Here is a 15,817-nt window from a genome sequence, read left to right on the forward strand (position 1 = left end):
GAGGAGGAGCGAGATCATGCCCGCCGCCGCGCGCCTCACCGATCTGCACACCTGCCAGACCCACCCTGGGCCCACGCCGATCGTCTCGTCGGCCAGGACGGTGAACATCGGCTTCCTGCCCGCGGCGCGGGTCGGCGATCGCGCCGCGTGCCCGGCCAGCGCCGCGATCGTCCAGGGCTCGGCGACCGTGTTCATCGAGGGCGCCATGGCCGCGCGTCTCGGCGACGAGACGGCGCCGAAGGGCGCGATCGTGACGGGGTGTCCGACGGTGAACATCGGCTCGACCCCCACCATCGATGCGTTGCTCGCCGCGTCCGTGTCGGGGACTCCGTTCCTCGATTGCGAGAGCTGCCGGATGGACGGCGCCGGGTGAAGGCGCTGCTCCATGTGACATCAGGGCTGCTCGCCGGGCGGCGCGTGCGCCTCCAGGCCGGCGAGGCGCTGCGCGTGGGGCGCCTCGGGCGGGCGGATATCGTGATCTCGCAGGACGAGCAGATGGCGCCGGTGCATTTCGAGGTGGCCTGGGATGGCGCCGTGTGCCGGCTCGTCGATCGGAGCCGCCGGGGGACGCAGGTCGACGGCAAGGCGGTCGCCGAGGCCACGATCGGCGACGGCGCGCTCGTCGTCGCGGGGCAAACCCACTTCCTGCTGCGGCTCGTGCCCGACGAGCTGGGCGCCGATCTCCCGCCAGCGCTGCCGCGCCCGCCGCCGTCACGGGAGCTGCTCGCCGCGCGGGAGGTCGCGCTGGAGGCGCTGCAGAGCGAGCCGGAGCCGCTCTTCGCCCTCCTCGACGCCGCCCGCGAACGGCGCATCCTCACGCTGCTGCGCGCCTGCGAGGACGAGAATCGCTCGCTCTTCGAGGGCGTCGCGGGCGAGGCGATGGCCCGGGCGGCGCCGCACCTGGTGCGGATCGAGAAGGGGTCGGCGCTCCTGCCGGTGCTCGTGAACGAGGGGTGGGGCGAGAGCTGGGGAGTCTACCTGACCGGGCGGAGGCCTCTTCGAGAGGTGCGGCAGAGATTGCGGCGGTCGCTGATCGTGAGGGACGAAGAGACGGGGAGGGGGCTCTATTTCCGGTTCTACGATCCGCGGGTGCTGCGGTTGTTCCTGCCGTCGTGCTCGGCGCGGCAGCGGAGCGAGATCCTGGGGACGGAGATCGGCGGGTTCGTCATCGAGGGCGAGACGGGCGAGGCGCTGCGGCTCGGGGGGGCGTGACGGCGCCTGTCCGGATCCTCATGATGCGCGCGGCTGCCTGACCTGCACCACCCGCCCCAGCGCCGCCGCCTGGAGCGCCACCGGCTCCGCCTCCCGCTCGTCCATCGCCGGGTGCACCGCCGCGATCACCCGCGCTCGGAAGCGCGCCGAGAGCGGCAGCGCCTCGGCGATCGAGGCCGGCAGGTAGATCACGAGCGGCTGCGTCTCTCCCGCGACGCGCAGCAGCCCGCGCAGGTGCGGCCCGCCCAGCACCTTGCGCTTCTGGTAGTGCCGCTGCTCGAGCAGCGCGCGCTCCACCTGCTCGTTCGCGAGCTCTACACGGCCCCTCTTGCCGTGGCCGAGCGCCTCGCGGATCTTCCCGCACAGCGCCTCGGCGACGGCGGGCGCCGTCGAGACGCCCGGCGTGGCGAGGAATTTCTCGGCGGCCCCGAGCGCCGCCGCGAGCGCGTCGTCGCCTGTCGCGAGCGGCGTCGCCGTGGAGACAAGCGCCTTCAGCGTCTCCACTTCGTCAAAGGACAGCGAGAGCTCGCCCTCGATCAGCTCGAGGGGCGGCACCGGCATGCCGCGCTTGCCGGCGGCGCGCGCGAGCGCCCCGTGCACGCCCGCGACGTCGGCGGCCGCGCCGCGATCGAGGATCTCGAAGACCTGCGCCCGATCCTCGATCTCGGCGGGCTCGTCGGAGAGCGCCGGATCGTCGGCCTCCGGGTCGAGGGGCTCGGCCTCCATCGCGTCGAGCAGGCGCTGCCAGGCCGGCTTGCGGACGATGCGCGGCACGCTCTTCCGATCGAACCAGACGAGCGTCAGCGCGTCCCGCTGCGCCGGCGCGAGCGCGGCGCTGGCGTCCGCTGCCCCGCCTGTGCCCGCGAGCATCGCGCCGATGGTCTGCGGCGCCGCCGGCGCGTGCGGGATCATGCCCATGGCGCTCGACCCGGGCTGCGGAGCGCCGGCCGCCCAGGGGCTCACCGGCTCGCCGGCCTTCGCGATCGGCGGGGCAGGGATCGGAGAAGGGGTGTTGGGAGGAGGGGTGTTCGAAGGAGGGGTGTTCGATGCGGCGGCGGGGGGCGGCGCCGAGGACGGGGCGACGAAGGGGAGAGGCACCTTCGTCGCGTCCTCGGTGAGATCGCCCGTCTGGCCCTCGGTCGAGCTCGGCTTCGGCCGGACACCGGGCGGCTCGGCTCGGCGCGGAGCGGGCGCCTCGGGAGGAGGCGGCGTGGGCGGTCCCGCGCGAAAGGGCATGATCGGCGCCTGCACGGCGTCGAGCGACTTCACCGGCATGTCGACGGTCTGCTTCGACGGGCCGAGGGAGGGAGGCTTCACCTTGGGCGCGGCCGGGGCCACCCGCGGCGGCGGCTGGGGCCCCGGCGCCGCGGGGGTGGGTGCCTCGGCCGGCGCCTGCCTCGCGGGCCGCTCCAGCGAGACGCGGATCTGCCCTGACTCCTTGGGGCTCGCGAGCGGGAGCTGGCCTCGCCAGGTCAGCGTGCAGAGGAGGCGAGCGGTGTCGATCACGAGCGTGTCGCAGCGCATGGCGAGATCGCGCGGCCCGCCGGCGCGGCCGGTGACGGTCGCCCGCGGGCGGACGCCGGGAAGGCTGGTGACGAGGCGCGGGTGGCGAGGATGGAGGTTCTCGAGCACGATCTGCTCGTCCTCGCGGAGCTGCAGCAGGCGCTGATCGAGCGGAGCGACGTTGAAGAAGGTGCGATCGAGATCCTCCGGCAGCGGGCTCGAGAGGAGCGCTCCCGACGACCAGGCCGCCGCGTGTCTGCCGAGCCTGCGGCGCCGCAAAGGCCAGGTGGGGGCGATGGGCCCGAAGCCCACCGCCGCGATGGGGTCGTCCGGGCTGGCCACGATCCGATCCACGGGGAGGAGGTTCGGGACGGCGGCCCTGCCGCGGGCGTCGCGCGCCTCGCGATGGATGCCCGCAGGGTTGTCCGTGTCCGGCCCGCCCGCGGCGCGCTCGTAGGCGAGCGGCATCGTCGTGAAGTGCGCTCCTTCCTGGAGCTCGCCCTCCTGGGTGAACCGGCGATCGCAGAACACCTGAATGGGTTTGTCGATCTCGCCCACCGCCATCCGCGCGATCAGCGACCGCGCGGGGCTGCCGCCGGGCGCGTGGGCGTGGCCGACGAGGACGACATCGGCGCCCTGCTTCAGCGGCGCGAGATCGCTCGCCTCGATGAGGCTCCGCGCGGGGTCGTCGTCCAGGTGCGCGTCGCGCTCGCGGATCGGCTCCTGCGCGGGCGCGAGCGGCGACTCGCCCGGCGCGAGCGTGAACGTCGCCTTGCAGACGACGGTGAGCACCCAGGTCAAGGAGCGCACCTGCCAGAGGAGCGAGGCGACGGGGAGCGGCCCGTCGGAGACGACGTCCATAGGTGGGCCGACGGTACCACCACTCCGGCAAATTGGATTCGGTCAGGCGCGGCGCTCCGCGCCGTCAGGGGGCGCGCGGGCTGTCCGCGATGAACGGGAGCCCTGCCGCGGCCGCGTCCCGGAACGCCTGGGCCGAGGCGGCGGCCCGCTGCAGGCACGGCCAGCACGGCTCCTCCTGCGCGTCGTCGGGCTCCTCCGCCGGCGCTGCCGCGGCGCGCGGGCGCTGGGCCGGGACCGCCGCGGCGGGAGAGGGCGCGGGCTGGGCCAAGTCCTTCCCGGAGCCACCCTGGTCCGGGGCCTCCGCGAGGTGCACCTGCCCCGCCGCGAGCGCGGCCGCGAGGTGGTCGATCACCTCGCGATCGTCCGGCGATATCGAGAGCCAGGGCCGATCCTCGCGGAGGAACCGCCGCAGCTCGTGCAGGATCTCGGCGCGCGCGCCGAGCGAGGCGATGGTGCGCCGCGCCGCGAGCCGATCTCCGCGAAGCGGCACGCGATCGCCCGGGGGCGGCTCTTCCCACGACCAGAAGAGATCGATCCACCGCTCCTCGCCCGGCCTTGCGGTCCCGCCGCCCTCCGGCGAGACAAGGTCGAGAAAACGCTCGTTCAACCGCAGCCGCAGCACGGAGGCAGGTTATCATGCCCGGGGCCGCGCCGGGCGGCCCCGCCGCGAGGTGATGGATGGATGACGCCGCGCTCGATCGAATCGTTCAGCACCTCTGGGGCGCGGAGGCGGATCTGGTCTACGCCGTCCTCGACGGCGCGCGCGACACGGCGATCTCCGACTCGGTGCGCTCCTCGGACCTGCCGCACTGCTGCCTTCTCGCGGGCGAGCTGGGCCCGGAGCTGGCCCAGGTGGCGCCCTACCTGGTGAGGCTCCAGCGATCGGGCGAGCTCACGCGACGCCTGCTCCGGCTCGGGTGGGGGAAGAGCTGGGGTATCTTCCTCGCCACGCCGTCTCCCCTCGAGACAGTGCGGCGGCACCTGCGCCGCCTGCTCCGCGTCCTGGGTCCGGACGGAGCGGCCATGTTCTTTCGCTACTACGACCCGCGGGTATTGCGCACCTACCTGCCCACGTGCAACGCCGGCGAGCTCGGCGAGGTGTTCGGTCCTGTCCTCCGCTACGCGGTCGAAGGCGAAGGCGCCGGGGAGCTCGTCGTGTTCCGGCGCGCCGGGCCCGAACTCGCGCGCTCCGTGATCGACCTCCGCGCGGCCGCGCCGGCGTGAATCGGACGTTCCCGAAAGGACCACCTCGGCTCGACTTCGGAGACACGCTCCTTCGGTGGACATAGATCAAAATAGGTAAGAAGCGCGCACGACATCGGGTGATGATGTCGTGACCAGCTCAACGCCCAACGATCTTGACGCCCACCGTGCCGTGTCGCTCGAGCCCCGCATGGCTCGCCCGACATGAATGCTTCGCGCGCTCCGAGCCGCGGCTTCAGCAGATTCGCGGGAGCTGCTCGCCGGAGAGCAGATCGAGCGTGCGCCGGGTCCCGAGCCGGGTCCTCAGGACAACGCTCCCTTTTCCCTCTCCGACGATCCGACCGATGCGTGCGGCTCCCCGGCCGAGCGGGTGGTCGCGCAGGCTCGCCAGGGCGCGCTCCGTCTGGGCTTCCGGCAGGAACGCGACGAGCCGGCCCTCGCACGCCACGTAAAGCGGGTCGAGCCCGAGCAGCTCGCACGCCCCGAGGACCGCAGGTTCCACGGGGATCTGCGCTTCCTCCACCTCGACGTGGACGCCCGCGTCGAGCGCGATCTCGTTCAACACGGCCGCGAGCCCGCCGCGCGTCGGATCCCGCAGGCAGTGGACGTCGATCCCCGCCTCGAGCAGCGCTGCAGCGAGGCCTTCGACCGGCGCGCAGTCGCTCTCCACGGGCTCCTCGAACGCCAGCGCCTCACGCACGGACAGCACCGCGATCCCGTGCCGCCCCACGTCGCCGGACACGAGTACGGCATCGCCCGGCCGGACCCGGCGCGGCGCGATGGCCACGCCCTCGGGCACCACGCCGATGCCGGCGGTGTTGATGAACAGCCCGTCTCCCTTGCCCCGGTCGACCACCTTGGTGTCGCCCGTCACGAGCTCGACCCCGCACGCGTCCGCAGCGGCGCGCATCGACAGCGCGATCTGCTGGAGCTCGTCGATGGGCAGCCCCTCCTCCACGATGAAGCCGGCGCTCAGGTAAGCGGGCCGGGCGCCCGTCATGGCCAGGTCGTTCACCGTGCCATAGACGGACAGCTTGCCGATGTCACCTCCGGGGAAGAAGCGCGGATGCACGACGTAGGTGTCCGTGGTGAACGCGAGGGACGCGCCGCCGAGCCGCACCACGGCGCCGTCATGACGGGCCGAGAGCGGAGCGCTGTCGAAGGCGGGCAGGAAGACGTGCTCGATGAGCTCACGCATGAGCCGCCCGCCGCCGCCGTGGGCAAGCTGGACCGTCCTTTCGCGCAGCGGCGCGGGGCAGCTCATCTCGAACCGCACGGCGGGTCCGCCCTCCGGTAACGGTAGTAGGCCGCGCACGCTCCTTCCGAGGAGACCATCGTGGCGCCCAGCGGAGTCTCCGGCGTGCAGCGCACACCGAACGCGGGGCAGTCCGGCGGCTTGATCACCCCCTGGAGCACGAGGCCGCTCTTGCAGTCGGTCGATGCCCGGGGCTCCGGGTCGCCTGCCGGCGCCCTGCGCACCGAACCCCCGAACCGCCGCTCTGCATCGTGGTCCGCGTAAGGCGCCCGGAGCCCGAGCCCGCTCCCGGCGATGGGACCGATGCCTCGCCAGGTCCGGGGCACGATCTCGAAGACCTCCCGGATCATGCGCTGCGCGGGCTCGTTGCCGGCCTCGCGCACCGAGCGGGCGTACTGGTTCTCCACGTCGGTGCGGCCCTCCTCGAGCTGCCGGACGCACATGAAAATGCCCTGGAGGATGTCCATCGGCTCGAAGCCCGTGACCACGATGGGGACGCGGTGCTCGGCGGCGAGCGGGCGGTAGGCGTCGATGCCCATCACCGTACACACGTGGCCCGCGGCGAGAAACCCGTCGACGCGCCGATCCGGCGCCCGGAGGATCACCTCCATCGCGGGCGGCACGAGCACGTGCGACACGAGGAGCGAGAAGTTCCGGATGCGGCGGCGCCGCGCCTCGAACGCCGCCATGGCGTTCGCGGGCGCCGTGGTCTCGAAGCCGACCGCGAAGAAGACGACCTCACGATCCGGCAGGCGCTCGGCGAGCGCGAGCGCGTCGAGCGGCGAGTAGACGACGCGCACGTCGCCGCCCCTCGACTTCACCGCGAACAGGTCGTCGCTCGAACCGGGGACGCGCAGCATGTCGCCGAACGAGCAGAACGTGACCTCCCGGCGCGAGGCGATCTCGAGCGCACAATCGATGAGCTCGACCGGCGTGACGCACACCGGGCAGCCAGGGCCGTGGAGGAGCGAGATCTCCGGGGGCAGGAGCTCGTCCAGGCCGAAGCGGACGATGGCGTGCGTCTGACCGCCGCAGACCTCCATGATCGACCAGGGGCGAGAGACCACCCGCCGGATCGCATCCACGTACGGCCCGACGCGCTGCGCGTCGCGGTACTCGTCGATGAACCTCATCGCGGCTCCTCCCCCTCGCGCGCCGCGCCGAGCTCGTCGAGGTAGGAGAGCGTCCGCCGCGCCGACGCCTCGTCGATGCGGCTGATGGCGAAGCCCGCGTGCACGATCACGTAATCGCCGGGCTCCGCCTCCGGCACGTAGGCGAGGCAGATCTCCTTGACGATCCCGCCGAAGGCGACGCGGCCGAGCCGGAGGTCGCCACCCGCGACGCCGAGGATCTTGCCGGGGACGCCGAGGCACATGGTCACGCCTCCACCGCGTCTGCGCCGCGCCGCGCGGCCACGAGGACCTGGCCGAGCGACAGGCCGCCGTCGCCCGGCGGGTAGAGCTTCGGCGCGTAGACCTCGACGCCTCGCGCCGCGAGGCGCTCGCGGATCGACGCGGCGAGGAGCGCGTTCTGGAAGCACCCGCCCGCGAGCACGACGCGCCCGAGGCCGCTCGCGGCAGCGAGCGCCTCGGCGACGTCCACGAGCGCCGCGTGAAAGCGGGCCGCGATGACGCCGGGCGGCACGCCGTCACGCCGATCACCCAGCACCGCGTCGATCAGCGGGCCGAAGTCGAGCACCGCCGGCACCCCGGGCGCGCTTGCGCGCAGCGGCAGCGGATAGCCCGCCTGCTCGCCGGCCGCCTCGGCCAGGCACTCCAGCTCCATGGCGGCCTGCCCCTCGAAGCTCGCCGCCCCGCGCAGGCCCGCGAGCGCCGCCACCCCGTCGAACAGGCGCCCCACGCTCGTCGTGCGCGGCGAGCCCGTCCCGCGCGCGAGGATGGAAAACAGCGGGCCGAGCTCGGCCTCGCGGAACCAGGCGCGCGCGTGATCCCGGGCGCCCTCGCCGTGCAGCTCCCAGAGCAGGCCGAGCGCGGAGCGGCGCGGCTCCCTCATGGCGCGCTCGCCGCCCGGCAGCGGGAAGGAGCGGAGGTGCGCCGCGCGGCGGAACGACGCCCCGTCCACGACCAGCGCCTCGCCGCCCCAGAGGGCGCCGTCGAGCCCGTAGCCGGCGCCGTCCCACGCGAGGCCGAGGACCGGTCCGTCGATGCCATGCTCGGCCATGCAGGCTGCGACGTGCGCGTGGTGGTGCTGTACCCGGACGAGCGGCGCGCGGAAGTCCGCCGCGAGCTGCTCGGCGATGCGGCTGGACGCGTAGTCGGGGTGGAGATCGCAGGCGATGCGCTCCGGCCGCACCCGGAACAGGCGCGCGAGCTCGAGGGCCGTGCGCTCGATGAGCGCGGCGCCCTCCGCGGTGTGCGCGTCGCCGAGGTGCTGGCTGACGACCACCTGGCCGTCGAAGAAGAGCGCCGTCGTGCTCTTCAGGTGGCCGCCGAGCGCGAGGATCGGCGGGGCGGCGACCCGCAGCGGGAGAGGCAGCGGGGTGAAGCCGCGCGCGCGGCGGAGGAGCTCGACGCCAGCCGGCCCGATGCGGACCACGGAGTCGTCGAGGGGGCGCACGATCGGCCGGTCGTGCACGAGGAACAGGTCGGCGACGCCGCCCAGGCGCTCCAGCGCGTCGGATGTGTCGGTGCAGATAGGCTCGTCCGAAAGGTTGCCGCTCGTGCAGACCACGGGGCGACCGACGAGCTGGAGCACCAGCCGGTGGAGCGGCGTGTAGGGCAGCAGCGCACCCAGGCGCGGCGTACCCGGCGCGACCGCGTCGGCGATGGCGACCCGCGCAGCGGCGGGCGAGAGCCGCCGCAGCAGCACGATCGGCGCCTCGGGACCGTGCAGCGCGTCCGCCTCCGCGGGAGACACGCGGCAGGTGCTGCGCACGGCGTCGAGCGAGCCGAACATCACCGCGAACGGCTTGGCGTCGCGGCGCTTCCGCCGGCGCAGGAGCGCGACCGCGTCCGGCGATGTCGCGTCGACCAGCAGATGGAAACCACCGAGCCCCTTCACGGCGACCACCTTCCCCGCCAGCACCGCGGCCGCGGCCTCGCGGAGCGCGCCGTCAGGCGACCCGGAGCCCCGAATGCCGGGATCCATCGGGTCTCCGGCTGCGGCGGCGAGCTGGACGTGCGGGCCGCATGCCGGGCAGGCGATGGGCTCCGCGTGGAAGCGCCGGTCCGAGGGGTCCGCGTACTCCGCGGCGCATGCGGGGCACATCGGGAAGCGATCCATCGTGGTCCTGGTCCGGTCGTACGGGAGCCCCGAGAGGATCGTGTAGCGGGGGCCGCACTGCGCGCAGCTCGTGAACGGGTAGCGGCGGCGGCGTCCGGTCTCGCTGTCCACCTCGCGGGCGCACGCCTCGCAGACGGCGAGATCCGCGGGCATCGACGGGCGCACCCCGCTCTCCGCCTCGCTACCGAGGATCTGGAACGGACCGGTGTCCTCCTCGGCCCGCCGCTCGATCTCGATGCGCTCGACGCGCGCGGGCGCGCTGGGCTCGCGGGTCAGGCCGGCGACGAAGGCGTCCAGGCTGCGCTCCGGCCCCTGCACCTCGATCTCGACCCCGCCGGGGCGGTTCCGCACCCAGCCGCCCAGGCCGAGCGCGGACGCGCGCCGGTACACGAACGGCCGGAAGCCCACCCCCTGGACGATGCCGTACACGCGGAGCGCGAGGCGCGGCACGGCTACTCCACCTCCATGGCATCCAGGCCGAGCCCCAAGCGCCCGAGGAGCGTCGCCTGGTCGCCGCCGCAGCGCGGGCAAAGCAGGACGTGATGGTCGGGCGCGTACGTGCCGCCGCACGAGAGGCAGCGCGCCTCGACGCGGTGGAGCCGCAGATCGAGGCGCGCCCCCTCGGCCGGCGTGCCGCGCGCATGCGCCGCGAAGTGGAGCGAGAGGCTCTCCGGCGAGAGCGCCTCGGCCTCGGCCACCCAGCCGCGCACCGAGACGACCCGCGTCGCCCCCTCGGCCGCGGCGCGGTCCAGCGCGGCGGAGAGCAGCTGTCGAGCGATGGACGACTCGTGCACGGGCTCACCCTCCGAGGAACGAGAGGACGCGGGCGACAGCCCGGGGGACCGCCGCGGCCACGTCGGGCGACAGGACGAGCTCGTCCAACGCTCGGGGCTCCGGGTCGCCTGACGGCGCCCTGCGCCCCGAACCCTGGTCCAACGCTCGGGGCTCCGGGTCGCCTGACGGCGCCCTGCGCCCCGAACCCTGGTCCAACGCTCGGGGCTCCGGGTCGCCTGACGGCGCCCTGCGCCCCGAACCCCGCGGACAAGGCCCGCCGATGCTCACGCCGACGATGCGGATGTCGGGTGAGAGCCGATCCGGCGCCGTGATGCGAGCGAGCTCGATGGCCTGCCCGACGCCGAGGCCGTGCGTCGAGACCGGGACAGGCGCACCGGCGGCGAGGTCCGAGGGCGAGAGATCGAGCACCTCCCCGGGCGGCGACGCGAGCACGGCGTCGACGACCACGACCGTCGCGGGCGTCTGGAGGAGCGAGACGAGCGCGGTCGCGTCCCTCGCCTCGACGACCTCCGCGTCGCCCGGCAGACCCCGGCGGCGCAGCGCCTCGAGCACGGCGAGCCCGGCAGCGTCGTCCCCGGCGGCGCGTTGCCCGAGGCCGATGATGCGCGCGGTCATCGCGGCGCCTCCTCGACGCGCAGGGTGAGGAAGTGCGTCGCGCAGGAGATGCAGGGGTCGTGGTTGCGCACGGCCTGCTCGGCGCGCGCGGTCGCCTCGCGGAGCGGCAGCGACGCCAAGGACGGCGACAGCGCGCAGAGGTCCTCCTCGATCGAGAGCTGGTTCTGCGACGTGGGCGGGACGATCTTGGCGTCCAGGATCGTCCCCTCGGCGTCGAGCGTGTAGCGGTGGTACAGGAAGCCGCGCGGCGCCTCGGAGCCGCCGTAGCCCGTGCCCGCGCGGACCGCGGGAGGCGCGACGAACGGCGCCGGCGGGGGCGCGTACGCCTCGATGATCCGGATCGACTCCTCGAACGCCTGAAGGATCTCCACGAGGCGCACGAGCAGGCTCCGGAACGGGTTGCGGCACGGGACGGCGAGGCCGGCGGCGCGCGCCGCGTCCTGGACCTCGGGGAGCAGGCGATCGAAGCTCAGGTTGAAGCGCGCGAGCGGGCCGCACAGGTAGCTGCCGCTGTGTTCGGACGTCCGGGGCTCCGGGTCGCCTGCCGGCGCCCTGCGCCCCGAACCCCGGTCCAACGCTCGGGGCTCCGGGTCGCCTGCCGGCGCCCTGCGCCCCGAACCCCGGATCCTCGACCTCAGCGCGGTCGACCAGGAGACGTGCTCCTCGACGAAATGGGCGTCGTAGTCGCGCACCTCGATATCGAGCCCGCCCGAGGAGACGAGGCGCCCCTCGGCGATCGCGTACACGTCGTCGCTGCGGAGCGCGACGAACTCGTAGGGCCGCTCGAGCTCCGGGCACGGCAGCGTCGCCATCCAGGAGAGGCACGCGCGCGTGCGCTCACTCCCGGCGCGCAGCTCGGGGAGCAGGCCCTCGATGTCCGCGCGAGACGGCGCGCTGTAGAAGCCGCCGACGCGGGTGTTGACCGGGTGGATCTCGCGGCCCCCGAGGAGCGCGACGATGGCGTTCCCCGCCTTCTTGATGGCGAGCCCCTTCGCGACCCAGGCGCGGTGGTCGCGCGCCATGGCGACCGCGTCCGGGTAGCCGAGGAAGTCGGGCGCGTGCAGCAGGAAGACGTGCAGGGCGTGGCTCTCGATCCACTCGCCGCAGTAGAGGAGGCGCCTGAGCGCGCGGAGCTCCGGGCCGAGCTCGATGCCGAGCGCGTCCTCCATCGCGCGGCACGCGCTCGTGATGTACGCGACAGGGCAGATGCCGCAGATGCGGGACGTGATGTCGGGCGTCTCCGCGAAGCCTCGACCGCGGAGGAACGCCTCGAAGAACCGCGGGGGCTCGAAGATCGAGAGGCGCGCCTCCTTCGCCCGCCCGTCCTCGATCACGAGCGTCAGCGAACCCTCGCCCTCGACGCGGGCGAGGTAGTCGACCGCGATGGTGCGCGTCTCACCGTTCATGCCGCTCGCTCTCCGCGCGGAACGCCGGGGCGTTCGCGTTGAAGGTGCGGTGGAGCCGCACGAGGTCGCGCTCCGGCACGCCCGCCGCCTGGAATGCGCGCGAGAGCGACTCCATGTTCGGCGCCTCCATGGGCCCGAAGCAGCCATAGCAGCCGCGCTGGTAGGTCGGGCAGAGCGCGCCGCAGCCCGCGTGCGTCACCGGGCCGAGGCAAGGCGTCCCGGTCACCATCACGCACACGTTGCCGCGGCTCTTGCACTCGACGCAGACGCTGTGGCTCGCGACATTGGGCCGGCGCCCGTGGAGAAAGGCGCTGATCACCTCCAGGAGCTGGCGCTTGTTCACCGGGCAGCCGCGCAGCTCGAAGTCGACGGGGACGTGGTCGGCTATCGCCGTGGAGGTGGCGAGGGTCTCGATGTAGGCGGGCGAGGCGTATACGACCGACAGAAACTCGCGTACATTCGCGAAGTTGCGCAGCGCCTGGATGCCCCCCGCCGTGGCGCAGGCGCCGATCGTGACGAGCGCCTTCGACAGCCGCCGGACCTCGCGGATCCGCTCGGCGTCGGCGGGCGTCGTGATCGACCCCTCGACCAGCGACAGGTCGAACGGCCCCGCGCGCTCGAGGCTCGTGGCCTCCTTGAAGTAGGCGATGTCGATCGCGGCGGCGAGCGACAGGAGCTCGTCCTCGAGGTCGAGGACGCTGAGCTGACAGCCGTCGCACGAGGCGAACTTCCACACGGCGAGCTTCGGCTTCGCGCGTCGCGCCATGGCGCTCACAGCTCCCGGACCGCGAGCAGCGGTCCCACGCGGTCGTAGCGGAGCACGGGGCCGTCCTTGCAGACGAAGCTCGGCCCGAGCTGGCAGCGGCCGCAGATCCCCACCGCGCACTTCATGTTCCGCTCCAGCGAGGCGTGGACGCGCTCGCCGGGGACGCCGCGGCGCTCGAGCTCGCGCGCCGTGAAGCGCATCATCACCTCCGGCCCGCAGACGAACGCGACCGCGCGGCCCGTATCGAAGTCGGCGAGGCGCAGGAGGGCCGGCACGACCCCGACGTGCCCGCGCCACCCGGGGCCTGCGCGGTCCACGGTCACGAGCACCTGCAGGTCGGCGCGACGGCTCCAGCGATCGAGCTCCCTGCGGTAGAGCAGGTCCTCGGGCCCGCGGGCGCCGTAGAGCAGCGCGACGCGGCCATAGGCGGCCCGGTGCCGGAGGATGTGGCAGAGCGCCGGGCGCAGCGGCGCCATCCCGAGCCCGCCGGCGAGGAGCAGCACGTCCGCGCCGCGCGCCTCGTCGACGGGCCACGGGCTCCCGAACGGGCCGCGCAGCCCGAGCGCCATGCCCGAGCGGAGGCGCCCGAGCGCGCGCGTGACCGAGCCCGCCTCGCGGATCGTGTGCAGGAGCCGATCGGGCCGCGCGGGATCCCCGCTGATCGAGATCGCGACCTCGCCGACCCCGAAGGCGTAAAGCATGTTGAACTGGCCGGGCGCGAAGACGAGGCCGCCCGGGCGGCCCGGCAGGTCGATCGTCGCCGTGAAGGTCGTCGCCGTCTCGCGGTGGACGCGCCGCACGCGCGCCGGCTCCGGCGCCCAGGGGTTTGGGGCGGAGGGCGCCGCCAGGCGACCCGGGATCGCGGCGTCCGGAGCGAAGGGCAGCGGGATGTCCCGCGGCACGAAGGTCATGGCTCGGCCCTGTAGACGTCGAGCCGCTGCAGCCGCACGCGCTCCAGCCGTGCGTAGAGCTGCCGCAGGAGGCGCAGGGACACGGCGTACCCGAGCGCGGGATCGGCGTCCGAGCACGCGCGCAGGTGCGCTGCGTCGAGCCCGATCGAGCGGACCGGCGTGGCCGCCCGCGCGTCGAGCACCCATCGCCGCGGCGGGAAGAGCCAGTGCAGGCCCAGGATGTCCCCGCCCGCCAGGCTCTCGACCTGCACAGGGTCGCGGCCGGGGCGGTGGATCTCGAGCGTCACGCGCCCCTGCGCGAGCAGGTAGAGCGTGTCCGCCTCGCCTCCCTCCCGGAGGAGGAACGCCCCCTCCGGGAAGCTCCGCGCAAACGCGCGCTCGGCCAGGCGCGCGAGGTGCGCGGCCGGGAGCCCGTCCAGGAACGGGTGGGCTCCGAGAATGGGGAGGAGCTCCTCCGCCTTCATCGGCGCCTACCCCTTCCCGGCGGCGACGGCGCCGTCTCCTGCCCGGATGGCGGCCGCCTCTTCGGTGATGTCGATCCCGACGGGGCACCATGTGATGCACCGGCCGCAGCCGACGCAGCCGGACGTGCCGAACTGATCGATCCACGTGGCCAGCTTGTGCGTGAGCCACTGCCGGTAGCGGGCCCGGAGCGAGGCGCGGACGCTGCCGCCGTGCAGGTACGAGTGGTCGAGGGAGAAGCAGGAGTCCCAGCGCCGGAAGCGCTCGGCCGTCTCGCCGGAGGGACCCGCGGACGCGGAGTCCCGACCCATGTGGACGGAGGGACCCGCGGACGCGGAGTCCCGACCCATGTGGACGGAGGGACCCGCGGACGCGGAGTCCCGACCCATGTGGACGGAGGGACCCGCGGACGCGGAGTCCCGACCCATGTGGACGGAGGGACCCGCGGACGCGGAGTCCCGACCCATGTGGACGGAGGGACCCGCGGACGCGGAGTCCCGACCCATGTGGACGGAGGGACCCGCTGACGCGGCGTCCCGACCCAGGTCCCGGCCCTCGTCGGCCGGGAGGTCTGTCGCGTCCTCGATCGTGCTGCAGAAGCACGTCGGGCACGCGAGCGTGCAGTTCGTGCATCCGAGGCAGCGCTCGGCCACGTCGTCCCAGCGGGGGTGCTCGAGGTTTCGATAGAAGAGCTCCTTGATGCCGTCCGTCTCGAGCTTCCTGCCCATCTGGGTCGCCGTACGGCGCGAGACCTCGAAGGCAGCGCGGGCGTCGTCCTCGCCCGCGCTGGACGCGCCCGCGCGAGCGAGCAAGGAAGCGCCGGCGTCGCTGCCCACCTCGACGAAGAAACGGTGGCCACCGTCGAGGAGCTCGGTCAGCGCGAGGTCGAAGCCACGCTCTGCGCGCGGCCCCGTACGCATCGACACACAGAAGCACGTCCCGCCGGCCTGTCCGCACTGCACCGCGATCACGAAGAGGCCCCTGCGGCGCGCCACATAGTCGGGATCCGGATGCGGGCCGTCGACGAAGACGCGGTCCTGCACGTCGATTGCGGCAAGATCACACGCCCGCGCGCCGAGGACGGCGAGGCGCGGAGGGGCCTCGGCCTCGTCGGTCCGCGAGATGGATCCGCCTCGCCGCCTGAGCTGCACCAGGCGAAGCCGGGGGACGAACAGGAGGTGCTTGAGCGACCGCGGCCCGACCGCGTAGCCGAAGAGGGCCTCGTCCGCGCGCCTGGCGAGCCGGTAGCGGCCGGCCTCCTGCTGCTCGGTCCAGCCGGCGGGGAGCTCCTCCGCGCCCTGGATCTCGTCGTACACGATGGCCCCGCCGCGCAGCGTGGGACCGATGAGCCGGTACCCGTCCTCGCGCAGGCCCTGGAGGAGCGCGGCGATCCCCGGCCGGCCGAGGACGGCGCGATCGCCAGGATGAAAGCCGGTCTCTGCGCCGCTCATGCGGGGCCGGTGAGCACGGTCCGTGCCGCTGGGTTCGAGCAGCAGACGACCAACACTGGCACGGCGGCGGGTCCGCTTGTTGCTCCGACGCACGCACGGGCGATCGAGCGTCCGCCGGCTCAGTGGCGCCGAGC

The 15,817-nt window shown here is 73.9% G+C and carries 16 protein-coding genes; 3 read left to right on the top strand and 13 right to left on the bottom strand.

The window, feature by feature from the left end:
• Nucleotides 1-16: 16 nt before the first annotated feature.
• Together WMF39_RS14775 and WMF39_RS14780 are read left to right on the top strand one after the other, a co-directional pair.
• Nucleotides 17-373 carry a PAAR domain-containing protein gene (locus WMF39_RS14775; RefSeq protein ID WP_012235334.1) on the top strand — a complete coding sequence of 119 codons (357 nt, stop codon included), beginning with the start codon at nt 17-19 and terminating at the stop codon, nt 371-373.
• Entirely contained in the window at nt 370-1,212 is an 843-nt protein-coding gene (locus tag WMF39_RS14780) for a DUF4123 domain-containing protein (protein ID WP_437746145.1), read from the top strand. Before WMF39_RS14775 ends, WMF39_RS14780 begins: the two co-directional genes overlap by 4 nt.
• A gap of 18 nt (nt 1,213-1,230) precedes the next feature.
• Here WMF39_RS14780 and WMF39_RS14785 read toward each other — a convergent pair whose 3' ends face one another.
• Nucleotides 1,231-3,576: a DUF2169 family type VI secretion system accessory protein gene (locus WMF39_RS14785; RefSeq protein WP_437746146.1), complete on the bottom strand. Its 2,346-nt coding sequence runs from the start codon at nt 3,574-3,576 to the stop codon at nt 1,231-1,233.
• A gap of 64 nt (nt 3,577-3,640) precedes the next feature.
• The gene (locus tag WMF39_RS14790; protein WP_437746147.1) at nt 3,641-4,183 is read right to left on the bottom strand and encodes a hypothetical protein; all 543 of its coding nucleotides are present in this window, start codon (nt 4,181-4,183) and stop codon (nt 3,641-3,643) included.
• Between the two features lie 71 nt (nt 4,184-4,254).
• On the opposite strand from WMF39_RS14790, the gene WMF39_RS14795 reads away from it, so the two are divergent.
• On the top strand, nt 4,255-4,800 hold the full coding sequence (locus WMF39_RS14795; protein ID WP_437746148.1) for a DUF4123 domain-containing protein: 546 nt from the start codon (nt 4,255-4,257) through the stop codon (nt 4,798-4,800).
• Nucleotides 4,801-5,014: 214 nt separating this feature from the next.
• Here WMF39_RS14795 and hypE read toward each other — a convergent pair whose 3' ends face one another.
• From hypE to WMF39_RS14850, 11 genes are read right to left on the bottom strand one after another with little or no spacing between them, the layout of a single operon-like run.
• Nucleotides 5,015-6,055: a hydrogenase expression/formation protein HypE gene (gene hypE / locus WMF39_RS14800; RefSeq protein ID WP_437746149.1), complete on the bottom strand. Its 1,041-nt coding sequence runs from the start codon at nt 6,053-6,055 to the stop codon at nt 5,015-5,017.
• Entirely contained in the window at nt 6,040-7,167 is a 1,128-nt protein-coding gene (gene hypD / locus WMF39_RS14805; protein ID WP_437746150.1) for a hydrogenase formation protein HypD, read from the bottom strand. The genes hypE and hypD overlap by 16 nt, the downstream gene beginning before the upstream one ends.
• Nucleotides 7,164-7,409: a HypC/HybG/HupF family hydrogenase formation chaperone gene (locus WMF39_RS14810; RefSeq protein ID WP_437746151.1), complete on the bottom strand. Its 246-nt coding sequence runs from the start codon at nt 7,407-7,409 to the stop codon at nt 7,164-7,166. The genes hypD and WMF39_RS14810 overlap by 4 nt, the downstream gene beginning before the upstream one ends.
• A gap of 2 nt (nt 7,410-7,411) precedes the next feature.
• Nucleotides 7,412-9,727 carry a carbamoyltransferase HypF gene (gene hypF / locus WMF39_RS14815; protein WP_437746152.1) on the bottom strand — a complete coding sequence of 772 codons (2,316 nt, stop codon included), beginning with the start codon at nt 9,725-9,727 and terminating at the stop codon, nt 7,412-7,414.
• A gap of 2 nt (nt 9,728-9,729) precedes the next feature.
• Nucleotides 9,730-10,071: a hydrogenase maturation nickel metallochaperone HypA gene (locus WMF39_RS14820; RefSeq protein WP_437329410.1), complete on the bottom strand. Its 342-nt coding sequence runs from the start codon at nt 10,069-10,071 to the stop codon at nt 9,730-9,732.
• A gap of 4 nt (nt 10,072-10,075) precedes the next feature.
• Nucleotides 10,076-10,687 carry a hydrogenase maturation protease gene (locus WMF39_RS14825; RefSeq protein WP_437746153.1) on the bottom strand — a complete coding sequence of 204 codons (612 nt, stop codon included), beginning with the start codon at nt 10,685-10,687 and terminating at the stop codon, nt 10,076-10,078.
• Nucleotides 10,684-12,093, bottom strand: coding sequence for a Ni/Fe hydrogenase subunit alpha (locus WMF39_RS14830; protein ID WP_437746154.1), 1,410 nt, complete (start codon nt 12,091-12,093; stop codon nt 10,684-10,686). Before WMF39_RS14830 ends, WMF39_RS14825 begins: the two co-directional genes overlap by 4 nt.
• On the bottom strand, nt 12,083-12,859 hold the full coding sequence (locus tag WMF39_RS14835) for an oxidoreductase (RefSeq protein WP_437746155.1): 777 nt from the start codon (nt 12,857-12,859) through the stop codon (nt 12,083-12,085). The genes WMF39_RS14830 and WMF39_RS14835 overlap by 11 nt, the downstream gene beginning before the upstream one ends.
• Before the next feature lie 5 nt (nt 12,860-12,864).
• A complete protein-coding gene (locus WMF39_RS14840; RefSeq protein ID WP_437746156.1) occupies nt 12,865-13,770 on the bottom strand; it encodes an FAD/NAD(P)-binding protein in 906 nt (301 codons plus the stop codon).
• Complete coding sequence (locus tag WMF39_RS14845) at nt 13,767-14,234, bottom strand: cyclic nucleotide-binding domain-containing protein (protein ID WP_437746157.1); 468 nt, start codon at nt 14,232-14,234, stop codon at nt 13,767-13,769. Before WMF39_RS14845 ends, WMF39_RS14840 begins: the two co-directional genes overlap by 4 nt.
• Nucleotides 14,235-14,240: 6 nt before the next feature.
• Nucleotides 14,241-15,683 (bottom strand): 4Fe-4S dicluster domain-containing protein, encoded by a 1,443-nt coding sequence (locus WMF39_RS14850; RefSeq protein WP_437746158.1) that lies wholly within the window; start codon nt 15,681-15,683, stop codon nt 14,241-14,243.
• Between the last annotated feature and the right edge of the window lie 134 nt (nt 15,684-15,817).

Source organism: Sorangium sp. So ce1504, from assembly GCF_051521635.1.
Taxonomy (GTDB): domain Bacteria; phylum Myxococcota_A; class Polyangia; order Polyangiales; family Polyangiaceae; genus Sorangium; species Sorangium cellulosum_B.

Excerpts from the sequence above, each read along its gene's own strand:
- WMF39_RS14775 (WP_012235334.1), top strand. The coding sequence starts at position 17 with ATGCCCGCCGCCGCGCGCCTCACCGATCTGCACACCTGCCAGACCCAC.
- WMF39_RS14785 (WP_437746146.1), bottom strand. The coding sequence starts at position 3,576 with ATGGACGTCGTCTCCGACGGGCCGCTCCCCGTCGCCTCGCTCCTCTGG.
- WMF39_RS14795 (WP_437746148.1), top strand. The coding sequence starts at position 4,255 with ATGGATGACGCCGCGCTCGATCGAATCGTTCAGCACCTCTGGGGCGCG.
- hypD (WP_437746150.1), bottom strand. The coding sequence starts at position 7,167 with ATGAGGTTCATCGACGAGTACCGCGACGCGCAGCGCGTCGGGCCGTAC.
- WMF39_RS14810 (WP_437746151.1), bottom strand. The coding sequence starts at position 7,409 with ATGTGCCTCGGCGTCCCCGGCAAGATCCTCGGCGTCGCGGGTGGCGAC.
- WMF39_RS14825 (WP_437746153.1), bottom strand. The coding sequence starts at position 10,687 with ATGACCGCGCGCATCATCGGCCTCGGGCAACGCGCCGCCGGGGACGAC.
- WMF39_RS14830 (WP_437746154.1), bottom strand. The coding sequence starts at position 12,093 with ATGAACGGTGAGACGCGCACCATCGCGGTCGACTACCTCGCCCGCGTC.
- WMF39_RS14835 (WP_437746155.1), bottom strand. The coding sequence starts at position 12,859 with ATGGCGCGACGCGCGAAGCCGAAGCTCGCCGTGTGGAAGTTCGCCTCG.
- WMF39_RS14840 (WP_437746156.1), bottom strand. The coding sequence starts at position 13,770 with ATGACCTTCGTGCCGCGGGACATCCCGCTGCCCTTCGCTCCGGACGCC.
- WMF39_RS14845 (WP_437746157.1), bottom strand. The coding sequence starts at position 14,234 with ATGAAGGCGGAGGAGCTCCTCCCCATTCTCGGAGCCCACCCGTTCCTG.
- WMF39_RS14850 (WP_437746158.1), bottom strand. The coding sequence starts at position 15,683 with ATGAGCGGCGCAGAGACCGGCTTTCATCCTGGCGATCGCGCCGTCCTC.